Source organism: Leisingera aquaemixtae, from assembly GCF_019801145.1.
Lineage (GTDB): Bacteria > Pseudomonadota > Alphaproteobacteria > Rhodobacterales > Rhodobacteraceae > Leisingera > Leisingera aquaemixtae_A.
In genome coordinates, this window is the sequence record NZ_JAHVJQ010000003.1 from 426357 (window position 1) to 438929 (window position 12573).

Annotated in this window: 15 protein-coding genes; 9 read left to right on the forward strand and 6 right to left on the reverse strand. The window is 65.8% G+C overall.

Annotation, left to right across the window (positions count from 1 at the left end; translation table 11 throughout):
* Positions 1-55 precede the first annotated feature (55 nt).
* Together rpmG and KUW17_RS09480 are read left to right on the forward strand one after the other, a co-directional pair.
* The gene (gene rpmG, locus KUW17_RS09475) at positions 56-223 is read left to right on the forward strand and encodes a 50S ribosomal protein L33 (protein WP_008554190.1); all 168 of its coding nucleotides are present in this window, start codon (positions 56-58) and stop codon (positions 221-223) included.
* A gap of 224 nt (positions 224-447) precedes the next feature.
* Complete coding sequence (locus tag KUW17_RS09480; protein ID WP_222478353.1) at positions 448-852, forward strand: hypothetical protein; 405 nt, start codon at positions 448-450, stop codon at positions 850-852.
* A 2-nt stretch (positions 853-854) separates the two neighbouring features.
* Here KUW17_RS09480 and KUW17_RS09485 read toward each other — a convergent pair whose 3' ends face one another.
* The 3 genes from KUW17_RS09485 to KUW17_RS09495 all read right to left on the reverse strand — a co-directional run bounded on the left by KUW17_RS09485 (position 855) and on the right by KUW17_RS09495 (position 2612).
* Positions 855-1328 carry a GNAT family N-acetyltransferase gene (locus tag KUW17_RS09485; protein ID WP_222478354.1) on the reverse strand — a complete coding sequence of 158 codons (474 nt, stop codon included), beginning with the start codon at positions 1326-1328 and terminating at the stop codon, positions 855-857.
* Between the two features lie 87 nt (positions 1329-1415).
* The gene (locus KUW17_RS09490) at positions 1416-2192 is read right to left on the reverse strand and encodes a Bax inhibitor-1 family protein (protein ID WP_222478355.1); all 777 of its coding nucleotides are present in this window, start codon (positions 2190-2192) and stop codon (positions 1416-1418) included.
* A 198-nt stretch (positions 2193-2390) separates the two neighbouring features.
* Complete coding sequence (locus KUW17_RS09495) at positions 2391-2612, reverse strand: DUF1127 domain-containing protein (protein ID WP_222478356.1); 222 nt, start codon at positions 2610-2612, stop codon at positions 2391-2393.
* A gap of 125 nt (positions 2613-2737) precedes the next feature.
* Here KUW17_RS09495 and KUW17_RS09500 point away from each other — a divergent pair, with 125 nt between their 5' ends.
* Positions 2738-3619: a LysR family transcriptional regulator gene (locus tag KUW17_RS09500; protein ID WP_222478358.1), complete on the forward strand. Its 882-nt coding sequence runs from the start codon at positions 2738-2740 to the stop codon at positions 3617-3619.
* A gap of 178 nt (positions 3620-3797) precedes the next feature.
* On the opposite strand, the gene KUW17_RS09505 is transcribed toward KUW17_RS09500, so the two are convergent.
* Positions 3798-4763 carry an NADPH:quinone oxidoreductase family protein gene (locus KUW17_RS09505; protein WP_222478360.1) on the reverse strand — a complete coding sequence of 322 codons (966 nt, stop codon included), beginning with the start codon at positions 4761-4763 and terminating at the stop codon, positions 3798-3800.
* Positions 4764-5114: 351 nt separating this feature from the next.
* Here KUW17_RS09505 and KUW17_RS09510 point away from each other — a divergent pair, with 351 nt between their 5' ends.
* The 4 genes from KUW17_RS09510 to KUW17_RS09525 all read left to right on the forward strand — a co-directional run bounded on the left by KUW17_RS09510 (position 5115) and on the right by KUW17_RS09525 (position 8275).
* Positions 5115-5486, forward strand: coding sequence for a helix-turn-helix domain-containing protein (locus KUW17_RS09510; protein WP_222478362.1), 372 nt, complete (start codon positions 5115-5117; stop codon positions 5484-5486).
* A 97-nt stretch (positions 5487-5583) separates the two neighbouring features.
* Complete coding sequence (gene hisN / locus KUW17_RS09515; RefSeq protein ID WP_222478364.1) at positions 5584-6375, forward strand: histidinol-phosphatase; 792 nt, start codon at positions 5584-5586, stop codon at positions 6373-6375.
* 117 nt (positions 6376-6492) lie between these two features.
* The gene (locus KUW17_RS09520) at positions 6493-7830 is read left to right on the forward strand and encodes an 8-oxoguanine deaminase (RefSeq protein WP_222478366.1); all 1338 of its coding nucleotides are present in this window, start codon (positions 6493-6495) and stop codon (positions 7828-7830) included.
* Between the two features lie 4 nt (positions 7831-7834).
* Positions 7835-8275, forward strand: coding sequence for a CAP domain-containing protein (locus tag KUW17_RS09525; protein ID WP_222478368.1), 441 nt, complete (start codon positions 7835-7837; stop codon positions 8273-8275).
* A 10-nt stretch (positions 8276-8285) separates the two neighbouring features.
* Here the strand turns inward: KUW17_RS09525 and guaD are convergent, their stop codons facing one another.
* Positions 8286-9581, reverse strand: coding sequence for a guanine deaminase (guaD, locus tag KUW17_RS09530; protein WP_222478370.1), 1296 nt, complete (start codon positions 9579-9581; stop codon positions 8286-8288).
* A gap of 143 nt (positions 9582-9724) precedes the next feature.
* Between guaD and mgtE the strand changes: the two genes are divergently transcribed.
* Positions 9725-11113, forward strand: a complete 1389-nt coding sequence (gene mgtE, locus KUW17_RS09535) for a magnesium transporter (RefSeq protein ID WP_222478372.1) — start codon at positions 9725-9727, stop codon at positions 11111-11113.
* Positions 11114-11122: 9 nt separating this feature from the next.
* Positions 11123-11680, forward strand: coding sequence for a 5-formyltetrahydrofolate cyclo-ligase (locus tag KUW17_RS09540; RefSeq protein ID WP_222478374.1), 558 nt, complete (start codon positions 11123-11125; stop codon positions 11678-11680).
* Here the strand turns inward: KUW17_RS09540 and KUW17_RS09545 are convergent.
* On the reverse strand, positions 11677-12564 hold the full coding sequence (locus KUW17_RS09545; RefSeq protein ID WP_222478376.1) for a LysR family transcriptional regulator: 888 nt from the start codon (positions 12562-12564) through the stop codon (positions 11677-11679). The genes KUW17_RS09540 and KUW17_RS09545 overlap by 4 nt on opposite strands.
* Positions 12565-12573 lie beyond the last annotated feature (9 nt).

Sequence of the window (12573 nt, forward strand, 5' to 3'; positions counted from 1 at the left end):
TTCAGATAGGAATTTACCGAGAGGCCCCTGCCTTTTCGGACGCAGGAGAAGCACCATGGCGAAGCCGACCACCATCAAGATCCGCCTGAACTCGAGCGCGGGCACCGGCCACTTCTATGTGACCAAGAAAAACGCACGCACCATGACCGAGAAAATGGTCGTGCGTAAGTATGACCCGGTCGTGCGCAAGCACGTCGAGTACAAAGAAGGCAAAATCAAGTAAGCCTTCCTTACGGACCGATTTCCGGAAACGGGTCGCGCGATGCGCGGCCCGTTTTCTTTTGCGCCTTCATCTGCGCCGTGCATCCGCATCGGCCCGCTGTCTGCAATTGTCGGAAAATGCCGCGCGGATTGCCGGGTGCTCCGGCACCTTGTTGCCCCATTTCCGGCCTAGCCTGTGGCTTGTGGGTGAACAAGCAAGCGGGTGGATGTGTTGTGAGGGTAATCATGTTAGCGGCGGTGCTGTCAGCGGCCGGGGCGCCGGTGTCCAGTTTCTTTGAGGAGAAGGCCGCGGTGCGGCTGCCCCCGGCCGTCAGTGCCGCGCCTTTACCCGTTGCGGCAGCAGCCCCCCGTCAGCACGGGGCAGCGCAGCAGGCGGTATCGGACAGGTTTGTGCGCCTGAACGGGCGCAGGCTGGCGCTGAGCCTGGTGCGCGCAGGCAGCGCCGGTGTCGCGGTGCTGAGCGTCCCGGAAACCAGCGCGGTGCCCGTCCTGCCGGAGATCGCGGAGGTGGAGCTGCGCAGCCTGCTGCAGAGCGTCTCGGGCTGCCGCGTGGATGGAAGCCTCCGCAAGGTGCCGGGCCGGCAGGGGGCGATTGCCATTTCCGCCGGCCTTGATTGCTCCGGCGCCTGACCTCAGGCGCGCCACTCTGCCACGGTCAGCACCGGTTCCATCCCCATGCCCTGCATCAGCGCCGCCGAGGCGCTGTTGAACGGCGCATAGGTGGCCGCAATCACCGTGGCGCCCTCTGCCAGCGCCCGCGTCTTCATCGCCTCCACCAGCGCCTTGCCGACGCCCATCCGGCGCCAGGCTTCGGTGACCGAGATATGGTGCAGCATGGCGCGTTTTTCGGCGGCGCGGACGGGCAGGGCGGGGCGGTCCTGTAGCTCATAGATCAGGTAGCCCAGCAGCGCCCCCTGCGGGCTCTCTGCGGCCAGCGCAAACACGTTCTCCTCCTGCAGCCAGCGTTGCAGCCAGGCAGCCAGATCGCCGCTGCCGGGCGCCGGGATGTGGCGCTCCGGCTGATGCTGGGCGTGCAGCGCGTGCAGGTCCTGCAGCAGCGGCAGCAGGCGGCCTGCCTCTGCCGCCGGGATCTCAATGATTTTCATGGGTGTGTCCCTTGTTATCGTTGTTGAAAATGAAAAGGGGCGGATCGCTGAGATCCGCCCCTCGCTGTGTTGGAATGTGGCCTGCGGTTATTCGCGGTTGCCAAGCAGCTGGAGCAGCATCATGAACATGTTGATGAAGTCCAGGTAGAGGCTCAGCGCGCCCATGATCGCGGATTTCGCCAGCCACTCCTGGTCGCCCGCGTGGGCCATCTGCAGGTAGTCGTTCTTGATCCGCTGGGTGTCATAGGCGGTGAGGCCTGCAAAGATCAGCACGCCGATCACCGAGATCGCAAACGCCATGGCGGAGGACGCCAGGAAGATGTTGACGATCGACGCCACGATCAGGCCGATCAGGCCCATGATCAGGAAGGAGCCCATGCCGCTGAGGTCCTTCTTGGTGGTGTAGCCCACCAGCGACAGGCCCGCAAAGGCGATGGAGGTGATCAGGAACACCTGCACGATGCTTTCGCCGGTGAAGACCAGGAAGATCGAGCTGATCGACAGGCCCATCACGGTGGCGAAGACATAGAACAGCAGCTGCACGCCGGCCGCGGACATGCGGTTGGCGGCGGCGCCGATGCCGAAGATGAAGGCCAGCGGCGCGAACATGATCACCCACTTCAGCGGCGAGGCGTAAAGCGCGTAGCCGATGTTGGTCAGGTATTTGTCAGCGCTCAGCTGGGCCACGGCATTGGCCGGGTCCGAGGTGACCGCCAGCCCGGCAATCGCCCAGGCGGCCAGGAAGGTGATGAACGTGCCTGCCGACATGGTGGCATAGACTTTGTTCATATGGGCGCGGAGGCCCTCATCAATCTGCGCGGCGCGGGCGCCTGCGGCAGAGCGGATGGTATCGAATTGTGCCATATTGAATGGTCTCCGTAATCTACTCCCTCGCTGCCGGCACGCGAACAGGACCGCAGGCGGCAGCTTTCCAGCCAAATATCGGGTGAAGCGGAGTTCGGTTCAAGTATTTCGGACAAAGAAATACATGAAAAAACAACCAAACGGGCCGCGCTGCGGCGGCCCGTCCGTCAGGCCGGCGCCTGACTGGCCGGAACCGGCTCAGCCGTGCCAGTGATCCGGCGCTTTCCAGAACCCGCCGCGGGCCTCCGCGTCCGCCTGCGCCCGGGTCACGCCGATGTCCTCCAGCGCGCGCGCATCGAGCCGCGCCAGCTGGCGGCGCTGGCGCCATGCCGCCATGTGAAGGCGCAGGCGGGACGTTATTGAAAGCTGCGGCTTGGCGGCGCGGCAGGGGGCGGTGCAGGATGAGGTTGCGAGGGTCATGGGCTTGGTCCTTCAGTTATGTTTGTGATGCTTCCCTTTGGGGCGATCAATTGTGTTGATGAATATGGGATGCTGTGGCATATTTTTAAAACGAATGTTTTTGATCCAATGAATCAGGTTCTGTGATGGTAAGAAATCTCGATATCACCACGCTCCGCTCCTTTGTCGCGGTGGCGGAATACGGCGGGGTGACCCGCGCCGCCGGTTTCCTGCATCTGACCCAGTCGGCGGTCTCGATGCAGATGAAGCGGCTGGAGGAGCTTTTGGGGCTGGAACTGCTGGACCGGTCGGGCCGCACCATCGCGCTGACCGCCGAGGGTGAACAGATGCTGGGCTATGCCCGCAAGATGGTGGCGCTGAATGACGAGGTGATCAGCCGGCTGACCGACCAGGCCTTTGAGGGCGAGGTGCTCCTTGGGGTGCCGCATGACGTGGTGCATCCGGTGATCCCGCAGGTGCTGAAGCGGTTCAGCCTCAGCTATCCGCGGGTCAATGTGAACCTCTGCACCTCCAACACCCGCGACCTCAAGGCCGAGTTCGCGCGCGGCGCCTTCGACCTGATCCTGACCACCGAAACCGGCGCGGGCGAGGGCGGCGAGACCATTCACAGCATGCCGCTGCGCTGGGTTGGCGCGCCCGACGGCGCGGTCTGGCGGCAGCGCCCGCTGCGGCTCGGCTTCTGCCGCAACTGCAGCTTCCGCCCGGTGGCCACGGCGGCGCTGGATGAGGCCGGCATTGAATGGGAAATGGCGCTGGACAGCGATTCCGACCGCACGGTCGAGGCAACCGTCAGCGCCGACCTGGCTGTTGGCGTGCTGCTGGAGGGCACCCAGCCGTCTTATCAGGAGCTGATCACCCAAAGTAGCGGACTGCCGGAACTGCCGATGCAGCACATCAATCTTTACGGCGCGGAGCGCGTGCACGCGCCCTATGTCGAGGAACTGGCGGAGTTCATCCGGCAGGGGTTCCAGGGGCTGTGGGCCACGCCGCTGCGGGCGGCCAGCTGACAAGCCTGCAGGCCGGAACTCCCGCGCCCGCAGGCTGCCCTGGCGTGGCCAGCGCATCCTTGGCGGCCTTGGGCCAGGCTCAGCGCCGCGCCCGCTGAGCCTGGCCCAACCGCTGCGGTGCATTTCGCAGAAATGCTCTGTCTGCGGGCGGGAGCCCGAACTGCGGCCGTTCGGCCTGTCAGCTGCCGCCCATGGTGATCACCACCTTGCCGGTCGATTTGCGGCTGCGCAGCAGCTCCAGGCCGTCGCCCGCCTGCTCCAGCGGCAGGGTGTGGCTGATGTGGGGCTTGATGCGGCCCGCGCCGTGCCAGGCAAACAGCGTCTCAAAGGAGCGGCGCACCGCCTCGGGGCGGAACTTCATGTAGCCGCCCAGGTAGAAGCCGATCACCGTCAGGTTCTTCACCAGCAGATGGTTGGCCGGGATCTGCGGCACTTCGCCGCCGGCAAAACCGACCGGCAGCAGCCGCGCGCCGGGATTGGCAGAGCGGAAGGCCGCCTTCCACACATCGCCGCCAATGGCGTCATAGACCACATCCGCCCCGCCAAGCGCCTTGACCGCGCTGCGCAGGTCCTCGCCGGCGTCGATCAGGTGATTGGCGCCCGCGGCAGCGGCGACATCGAGCTTCTCCTGGCCGCGGGCCTGGGCGATCACCGTCGCGCCCATCAGCTTGCCGATCTCCACCGCGGTCAGCCCGACGCCGCCCGCGGCGCCGGTCACCAGCAGGGTCTCCCCAGGCTGCAGCCGGGCGCAGTGATCCAGCGCCATATGGCTGGTGCCATAGGCGATCTGAATGGCCGCGGCATGTTCGAAACTCATCGCATTCGGGATCCGGATCAGCCGCGCGGCATCAAACACCCCCGCCTCTGCCAGCCCGCCGGAGCCGCCGAACACCGCCACCCGGTCGCCGATGGCAAAACCCTCGGTGCCCGCGCCAAGCGCAGTGACCACCCCGGCCGCTTCCAGCCCCAGGGTAAAGGGCGGCTCCGGCGTGTCCTGGTAGCTGCCCTTCATCATCAGGAGGTCGGCGAAATTCAGTCCGCAGGCCCGCAGGGCGACAGCTGCCTGCCCGGGACCGGGGAGCGGGCACTCCGTTTGCGTCAAAGCGGCCGGCTGGCCGAAAGCTGAAACCTGGAAAGCCTGCATGTCCTCTCCTCACCTGTTACGGGAATCGGCATGATTCGCACGGCCACACTGTCGGCCTGCCGCCGCGCCGCGCATCTCGCTATTTCTGGGGAGGTACGCGATCCCCAGCTGCTTGGCAATAAAACGTTTAGAAAAATGATACATGAAATCATGCGCTTGACTTTCAACCCCTCGTAACGCGCGACGGCAGTCTTGCAATCAACCGCAAGGGTTGTACACTTTTGCTCAGAGGTTGAGGTCAGATCGCTCTGATGGGGAAACGTGTTTCCGGCAAGCAGTGGAAATCGCCGCAACATGTTATTGGAACAGCGGTCCGGGTTGCAGCCGGATGTACAGATTTAGGAGAATCGCATGGCTCATCCCGTAGACGTGCACGTGGGAAAGCGGATCCGCCATCGCCGGTGGCTGATTGGCATGACGCAGCAGCAGCTCGCTGAGCAGGTCGGCATCAAATTCCAGCAGATCCAGAAGTATGAAACCGGTGCCAACCGGGTCAGCGCCTCCCGCCTGTGGGATATTTCCGACGCGCTGGAAGTGCCTGTAAGCTTCTTCTTCGAGGGCCTGCAGGAAGAGGGCAAGTCCCCCGCCGAGAAAGCCTCCGTGCCGGAGGACCTGATGGGCGACAAGGAAGCACTGGATCTGGTGCGCTCCTACTATGCAATTCCGGAAAACCAGCGCCGCCGCCTGTTCGAACTGGCCCGGGTGCTGAGCGACGTCGCCTGAAGACAAGGCGGCCGCGGACACGGCTTTGCGGCGCAAAAGACCGCGAAAGGCGGGTTTGCGCTTGCAATGAAGGCGGCCTGGTGGCACCCGTTCGGGTATGACACAGGCCGCTCTTTCCGATCTCGACGTAGCACACAGGATGGCAGACGCAGCCCGCGCCGCCATCCTTCCGCATTTCCGCACGTCCTCGCTGAACACCGAAAACAAGCTGGCCGGCGGGTTCGACCCGGTGACCGTGGCCGACCGCGCCGCCGAGCAGGCGATGCGGGCGGTGCTGGCCGAGCTGCGCCCGCAGGACGGTATCCTGGGCGAGGAGTTCGGCGCTGAGGCCGGCAGCTCCGGCCGCACCTGGGTGCTGGACCCGATCGACGGCACCCGCGGCTTCATCAGCGGCACGCCGACCTGGGGGGTGCTGATTGCGCTGGCGGATGAAAACGGCCCTTTCCTTGGCGTGATCGACCAGCCCTATACCGGCGAGCGCTTCTGCGGCGGGCCGGAGACCGCCACGATGACCGGTCCGCTGGGTGAAAGGCCCCTGCAAACGCTTGGCACCGCGGCGCTGGCCGACGCCATCCTGTTCACCACCTTTCCCGAGGTCGGGACCGCCGAAGAACGCGCGGGCTTCGAACGGGTTTCCGCCCGGGCCAAGCTGACCCGTTACGGCATGGACTGCTACGCCTATGCCCTGGTTGCGGCCGGGCAGGCGGATCTGGTGATCGAGGCGGGCCTCAACGCCTATGACATCCAGGCGCCGATTGCGGTGATCCAGGCGGCAGGCGGCATCGTCACCGACTGGCAGGGCAACCCGGCCCACAACGGCGGCCGCGCCCTGGCGGCGGCCAATGCAGAGATCCACGCGGCAGCGCTGGAGCTGCTGCGCCAGCCATAGACGGGTTGAAACCGGCAGCCTTGGCCTATAGCTTTGCCGCAGGCCGGTTCTTCGCCCGTTTTCCATCGGCCGATCACACATTCCCATGAAGCGGGCTGTCTCTAGGAGTGTGTGGATATGACAGAGATCCTGATTCAAAACGCCGATACCGTCCTGACGATGGACGATTCCCGCCGTGTGCTGCACGGCGCAGATGTGCTGATCCGCGGCGGCGTGATTGCCGCAGTGGGGCAGGGGCTGCAGACCAGCGGCGACGTGATCTCCGGCCGCGGTTGCGTGGTCACCCCCGGGCTGGTCAACACCCATCACCATCTGTACCAGAACCTGACCCGCGCGGTTCCTGGCGCGCAGGATGCGCTGCTGTTCGGATGGCTGCAGCGGCTTTACCCCATCTGGGCCCGATTCACCCCGGATGAGATGATTGTTTCCGCCCAGCTGGGCCTTGCCGAACTGGCGCTGTCAGGCTGCACGCTCAGCTCCGACCACCTGTACCTTTATCCCAACGGCGCCCGGCTGGAGGACACCATCCACGCCGCCCGCGATATCGGCCTGCGCTTTCATCCGACCCGCGGCGCCATGAGCATCGGCGAAAGCGACGGCGGCCTGCCGCCGGACAGCCTGGTCGAGGATGAGAGCGCAATCCTCGATGACATGATCCGGGTGGTGGACGCTTTCCACGACCCTGAAGAAGGCTCCATGTGCCGTGTAGGCCTGGCACCGTGCTCGCCGTTCTCCGTCAGCCGCGAGCTGATGCGCGATGCTGCGCTGCTGGCCCGCGACAAGGGGGTGATGCTGCACACTCACCTGGCCGAGAACGACGAGGACATCGCTTATTCTGAGGCAAATTTTGGCTGCCGCCCCGGCCAATACGCCGAGGAACTAGGCTGGACCGGCGATGATGTCTGGCATGCGCACTGCGTTAAACTCGACGGGCAAGAGATTGATCTCTTTGCCAGAACTCGCACCGGGGTTGCCCATTGCCCGTGTTCGAACTGCCGCCTTGGCAGCGGCATTGCACCGGTGCGCGCAATGCGCGATGCAGGCGTGCCGGTGGGGCTGGGCGTCGATGGATCCGCCAGCAACGACATGGCCAGCCTCAGCTCTGAGGCGCGTCAAGCCATGCTGTTGCAGCGGGTGGCAAACGGGGCTGACGCGATGAGCGCCTATGAAGCGCTGGAGATCGCCACCCGCGGCGGCGCCGATGTGCTGGGCCGCCCCGACTGCGGGCGGCTGGAGCCGGGCAAGCGCGCCGATATCGCAGTCTGGGACACAAGCGGCATCGCCTCCAGCGGCAGCTGGGATGCTGCCGCGCTGCTGCTGGCCGGCCCGACCCAGGTCAAACACCTGTTTGTCGAAGGCAGGCAGATCATCCGCGGCGGCGAGCTGGCGACTTTGGACCTGCCGCGGCTGCTGGAGCGCCATCGCGGCCTGGCGCACAAGCTGATGCAGGGGTGACGCCATGAAGAAACGGCGGCTTGCCGCGGCCTTCCTCCTCCTGTGGGCCGTCGAGGCCCAGGCGGAAGATGTGGACCGCTCCGCCGCCGTGGCCGGCGTCAATGGCTTGCGTGCAGGCTCCGGCCTGCCGCCGCTGGCTTATTCCGCCGGGCTGGAACAGGCCGCGCAGGCCCATGCCGGGGACATGGCGCGCAAAGGGTTCTTTTCCCACACCGGCAGCGGCGGCAGCAGTCTTGGCACCCGCCTGAAGCGTGCTGGCTATGGCTGGTGCGCGGCTGCCGAGAACATTGCCAAGGGCCAGCCCGGGCTGGCCGAGGCGATGGCCAGCTGGCAAGCCTCCCGCGGCCACCGCAGAAACATGCTCAGCCGCGAGGTGACCGAATTCGCCGTCGCCCGCGGCGCGGGCAATATCTGGGTGATGGTGCTGGCCCGGCCGGGCTGCTGATCCGGCGCTGCTAGCTGCGCTTGACCGGCTTGCCGCCGATCCAGACCTCGGCAATGGCGCGGTCATCGCCCATCATGATGGTTGGGAACACCGCTTCCCACACATCTCCGGCCCGCTCGGACCTCTGGGTGATGGCCGGGGTGGAGGCCAGGTTCAGCACCACCAGATCCGCGTCCATGCCTGCCGCGATGTTCCCGATCTTCCCTTCCATCCGCAGCGCCGTGGCAGAGCCCTGGGTCGCCAGCCACAACAGCTGCGCCGCGTGCAGCGGGGTGCCGCGCAGCTGGCCGATTTCATAAGCCGCCGCCATCGTGCGCAGCATCGAAAAGCTGGAGCCGCCGCCGGTGTCGGTGGCAAGGCCGATGCGCTGGCCTTCGGCCATCAGCCCGGCCATATCGAACAGGCCGGAGCCGATGAAGGTATTCGACGTCGGGCAATGGATCAGCGCCGCGCCGAATTCCCGCAGCCGGTGCCGCTCGCGCTCCTCCAGGTGGATGGCGTGGCCGTAAAGCCCCTTGGCCCCTAAAAGACCGAATTCTTCATAGGTGTCCAGGTAATCGCGGGCCTGCGGGAACAGCGATTTCACCCACTCGATCTCATCCGTCTGCTCGCTCAGATGCGTCTGCATCAGGCATTCCGGGTGCTTGGCCCAAAGCGCGCCCATTGCCTCCAGCTGTTCGGGTGTCGAGGTAGGGGAGAACCGTGGTGTGATCGCATATTCCAGCCGGTCCACCCCGTGCCAGCGCGCAATCAGCGCCTCGCTGTCGTCATAGGCCGACTGCGGGGTGTCGCGCAGCCCGTCGGGCGCGTTGCGGTCCATGCAGGTCTTGCCCGCCGCCACCCGCTGCCCGCGCGCCTGCGCCGCGGCAAAGAACGCATCCGCGCTTTCGGGGTGGATGGTGCAATAGCTGCAGACCGTGGTGGTGCCATGGGCCGCGGTCAGGTCCAGGTAGCGGTTTGCGATTTCATCGGCATACCCGCGGTCGCCGAACCGCATTTCCTCCGGGAAGGTGTAGCTGTTCAGCCAGTCGATCAGCCGTTTGCCCCAGCTGGCAATGATGGCGGTCTGCGGGTAATGCACATGGGCATCGACAAACCCCGCCAGGATCAGCTTGCCGGAGTGGTCCACGGTCTCCGCCTCCGGCAGCAGCGCCTGCATTTCCGCCAGCGTGCCGGCGCCGGCAATCCGCCCGTCCTGCACCGCAACCGCCTCCTGCAGCCGGGCCGCGTCTTCCGGTCGCTCCGAGGCAAAGGGAGAGGCGGAAAAGGCAAGAACCTGCCCGTTCAGGATGTAACCGGTGCCCATGCGTCCAACCCTTTCCTTGCAAAATTGCTCGGCGCAGGATACCCGCCGAAAGGGCGCGGGTAAATTGCGGCATTGGCATTGTTTTCCGGTGGCGGCGTCATCTATTTTGCACGCAAAGACCAAGAAAATCCGGGGGGCATCAGATGAGCAGCGGCGACAACATCACCGGCGACCAGCCTCAGGAAGACGCCTACGACCTCGACCGCAAGCTGGTCGCGCAGGTTCTGGAGGCAGTGGAGCAGGGCGACCAGCAGACCCTGACGGAGCTGCTGGAAGACCTGCACGCGGCCGACATCGCCGACCTTCTGGAACAGATCGATTCCGATGACCGGACCAGCCTGATCCGGCTTTATGACCGGGAGTTCGACGGCGAGATCCTGTCGGAACTGGACGAGAGCATCCGTGAAGAGGTGATCTCGATCCTGAACCCGATGGTTCTGGCCGACGCGGTGCGGGAACTGGAGAGCGACGACGTCGTCGACCTTCTGGAAGACCTGGAGGTGCCGCAGCAGGAAGCCATCCTGGACGCGCTGGAAGACGCCGACCGGGTTGCGGTCGAACAGTCGCTCAGCTACCCGGAAAACTCCGCCGGCCGCCTGATGCAGCGCGAGGTGGTGATGGCGCCCGAGCACTGGAACGTCGGGCAGGCCATTGATTTCATGCGCAACTCCGACGATCTGCCGGACCAGTTCTACCATGTGGTGCTGGTCGACCCGCGCCTGCATCCGATCGGCAACGTCACCCTGGGCCGGATCATGGGCGCCAAGCGCCATGTGCCGCTGACCAGCCTGGTCGAGGACACGTTCCAGGTCATTCCCGCCGATCAGGACGAGGAAGACGTGGCCTATGCCTTCAACCAGTACCACCTGATTTCGGCCCCGGTGGTTGATGACGAGGGGCGGCTGGTCGGCGTCATCACCATCGACGACGCGATGATCGTGCTGGACGAGGAGCACGAGGAGGACATTCTCCGCCTCGCCGGTGTAGGCGAGGAAAGCTCGCTTGCCGACCGGGTGATCGAGACCACCAAGCGCCGCTTCCCCTGGCTGGCGGTGAACCTGGTGACGGCGGTGCTGGCCTCGCTGGTGATTGCCCAGTTCGAGGACACCATCGCCAAGTTCGTGGCGCTGGCGGTGCTGATGCCGATTGTCGCCTCCATGGGCGGCAACGCGGGCACTCAGTCGCTGACGGTTGCGGTGCGGGCCATCGCCACCCGGGACCTCACCGGCTCCAACGTCTGGCGGGTGATCCGCCGCGAAGTTCTGGTGGGGCTGGTCAACGGGGTGATCTTTGCCATCGTCATGGGGCTGGTGGGGTTGGCGTGGTTCGGCTCGCCGATGCTGGGCGTGGTGATTGCCGTCGCTATGGTGGTCAATCTGGTCGTGGCGGGACTGGCGGGCACGGTGATCCCGGTTCTATTGGAGAAAACCGGAATTGACCCGGCACTGGCCTCCGGCGCCTTTGTGACCACTGTGACCGATGTGGTGGGCTTTTTCGCCTTCCTGGGCCTTGCGGCCGTTCTATTGCTCTAGGAGACCGCCATGACGGATCTGACCGAAATCAAAGCCGCCGCCCGCAAGGCCGCCTTTGCCCGCCGCAAGGAGGCGCATGCCCGCAACATCCCCGGTGCCGCAGGCCACCTGTCGGAGGTGCTGGCCGGCTACCGCGGCGTGCCGCTGTCGGGCTACATGCCGATCCGCACCGAAATCGACCCGCTGCCCGCGATGGCCGAGGCCGCGGCGCACGGCCCCGTCGGCGTGCCGGTGATCATGGCTGCGGGGCAGCCCTTGAAATTCAGCCGCTGGCAGCCCGAAGGCGCGCTGCGCGAAGGCCCTTTCGGCGCCATGGTGCCTGAGGTGGATGACTTCTTTGAGCCGGAAATCCTGGTGGTGCCGCTGGTCGCCTTCGACACCAAGGGCGGGCGGCTCGGCTATGGCGGCGGTTTCTACGACCGCACGCTGGAACTGTTGCGCGGCAAGCGGGGCACTTTGGCGATCGGCTTTGCCTTCGACGCGCAGGAGGCAGAGGGCCTGCCACTGGAACCCACCGACCAGCCGCTCGACATGGTCGTCACCGAAAGCCGCATTCTGCAGTTCTAATCCGCCAGCCGGGCGCAGGTACTGCGGATTGCGGCTTCGAAGAAGGCGAGGCGCGCCGGAGGCGCGTCCTGCCGCTGCCGGACCAGCCACAGGTCATCCTCCAGCGGCGCCTTCAGCGCCGCGGTGCGGAAGCTCCCCTGGCCCTGCTGCGCCAGAACAGCGCTTTGCGGCAGGATGGTGTAGCCGGCTCCGGCAGACACCGGGCTCAGGATTTGGCCGATCTGGTTGAGGAAGGCGCGCCTGCGCAACCCGGCGGAGCCGCGATAGTCAGGATAGTTTGCCGCCAGCAGCCGGTCTGCCAGGGCGGCGGCGTCAGGGTGGTCTACCAGCCCAAGTTTCTGCAGCGTTTCAAAATCCGGCCTGTCCGCCGCATCTGACGGCAGGATCAGGTTCAGCGGGTCGCGCCCCAGCCGCTCCGCCATCAGCCGCGGCGCGTCCAGCTTGCGGTGCAGGATGCCCAGATCCAGCTCCCCGGACAGCAGCTGCGCTTCGATGGACGCTTGCGGTGCCGCCTGCAGCGACAGCGTCAGTTCCGGCCAGCGCGCCAGATGCGCCTCCACCTCGGCGTAGATCAGAACCGCCAGCCCGCCGGGGCAGGCGATGCGCACATGGCCGCGGCCGGGATTATCCTGCCCCAGGTCCTGGCGCAGCGCTTCTTCTTCAGCCTGGCGCCTGCGGCCGAGGGCGGCCAGCGCAACGCCTGCATCCGTCAGGCTGAAGCTTTTGCCGTGGCGGACCAGCAGCGGCCTGCCCACCTGCTGCTCCAGCTTTTTGACGTGCTGGGTGACCCCGGGCTGGGTCATGTTCAGCCGCGCTGCGGTGCGCGTGAAACTGCCCAGCCCGCTCAGCACAGTAAAGGTTTCCAGCCAGGTGGCATTCAGCATCGGTGGGCC

Excerpts from the sequence above, each read along its gene's own strand:
- KUW17_RS09500 (WP_222478358.1), top strand. The coding sequence starts at position 2,738 with ATGGTAAGAAATCTCGATATCACCACGCTCCGCTCCTTTGTCGCGGTG.
- mgtE (WP_222478372.1), top strand. The coding sequence starts at position 9,725 with ATGAGCAGCGGCGACAACATCACCGGCGACCAGCCTCAGGAAGACGCC.
- KUW17_RS09485 (WP_222478354.1), bottom strand. The coding sequence starts at position 1,328 with ATGAAAATCATTGAGATCCCGGCGGCAGAGGCAGGCCGCCTGCTGCCG.
- KUW17_RS09525 (WP_222478368.1), top strand. The coding sequence starts at position 7,835 with ATGAAGAAACGGCGGCTTGCCGCGGCCTTCCTCCTCCTGTGGGCCGTC.
- KUW17_RS09545 (WP_222478376.1), bottom strand. The coding sequence starts at position 12,564 with ATGCTGAATGCCACCTGGCTGGAAACCTTTACTGTGCTGAGCGGGCTG.
- rpmG (WP_008554190.1), top strand. The coding sequence starts at position 56 with ATGGCGAAGCCGACCACCATCAAGATCCGCCTGAACTCGAGCGCGGGC.
- hisN (WP_222478364.1), top strand. The coding sequence starts at position 5,584 with ATGACACAGGCCGCTCTTTCCGATCTCGACGTAGCACACAGGATGGCA.
- KUW17_RS09510 (WP_222478362.1), top strand. The coding sequence starts at position 5,115 with ATGGCTCATCCCGTAGACGTGCACGTGGGAAAGCGGATCCGCCATCGC.
- KUW17_RS09540 (WP_222478374.1), top strand. The coding sequence starts at position 11,123 with ATGACGGATCTGACCGAAATCAAAGCCGCCGCCCGCAAGGCCGCCTTT.
- KUW17_RS09495 (WP_222478356.1), bottom strand. The coding sequence starts at position 2,612 with ATGACCCTCGCAACCTCATCCTGCACCGCCCCCTGCCGCGCCGCCAAG.
- guaD (WP_222478370.1), bottom strand. The coding sequence starts at position 9,581 with ATGGGCACCGGTTACATCCTGAACGGGCAGGTTCTTGCCTTTTCCGCC.
- KUW17_RS09505 (WP_222478360.1), bottom strand. The coding sequence starts at position 4,763 with ATGCAGGCTTTCCAGGTTTCAGCTTTCGGCCAGCCGGCCGCTTTGACG.
- KUW17_RS09480 (WP_222478353.1), top strand. The coding sequence starts at position 448 with ATGTTAGCGGCGGTGCTGTCAGCGGCCGGGGCGCCGGTGTCCAGTTTC.
- KUW17_RS09520 (WP_222478366.1), top strand. The coding sequence starts at position 6,493 with ATGACAGAGATCCTGATTCAAAACGCCGATACCGTCCTGACGATGGAC.
- KUW17_RS09490 (WP_222478355.1), bottom strand. The coding sequence starts at position 2,192 with ATGGCACAATTCGATACCATCCGCTCTGCCGCAGGCGCCCGCGCCGCG.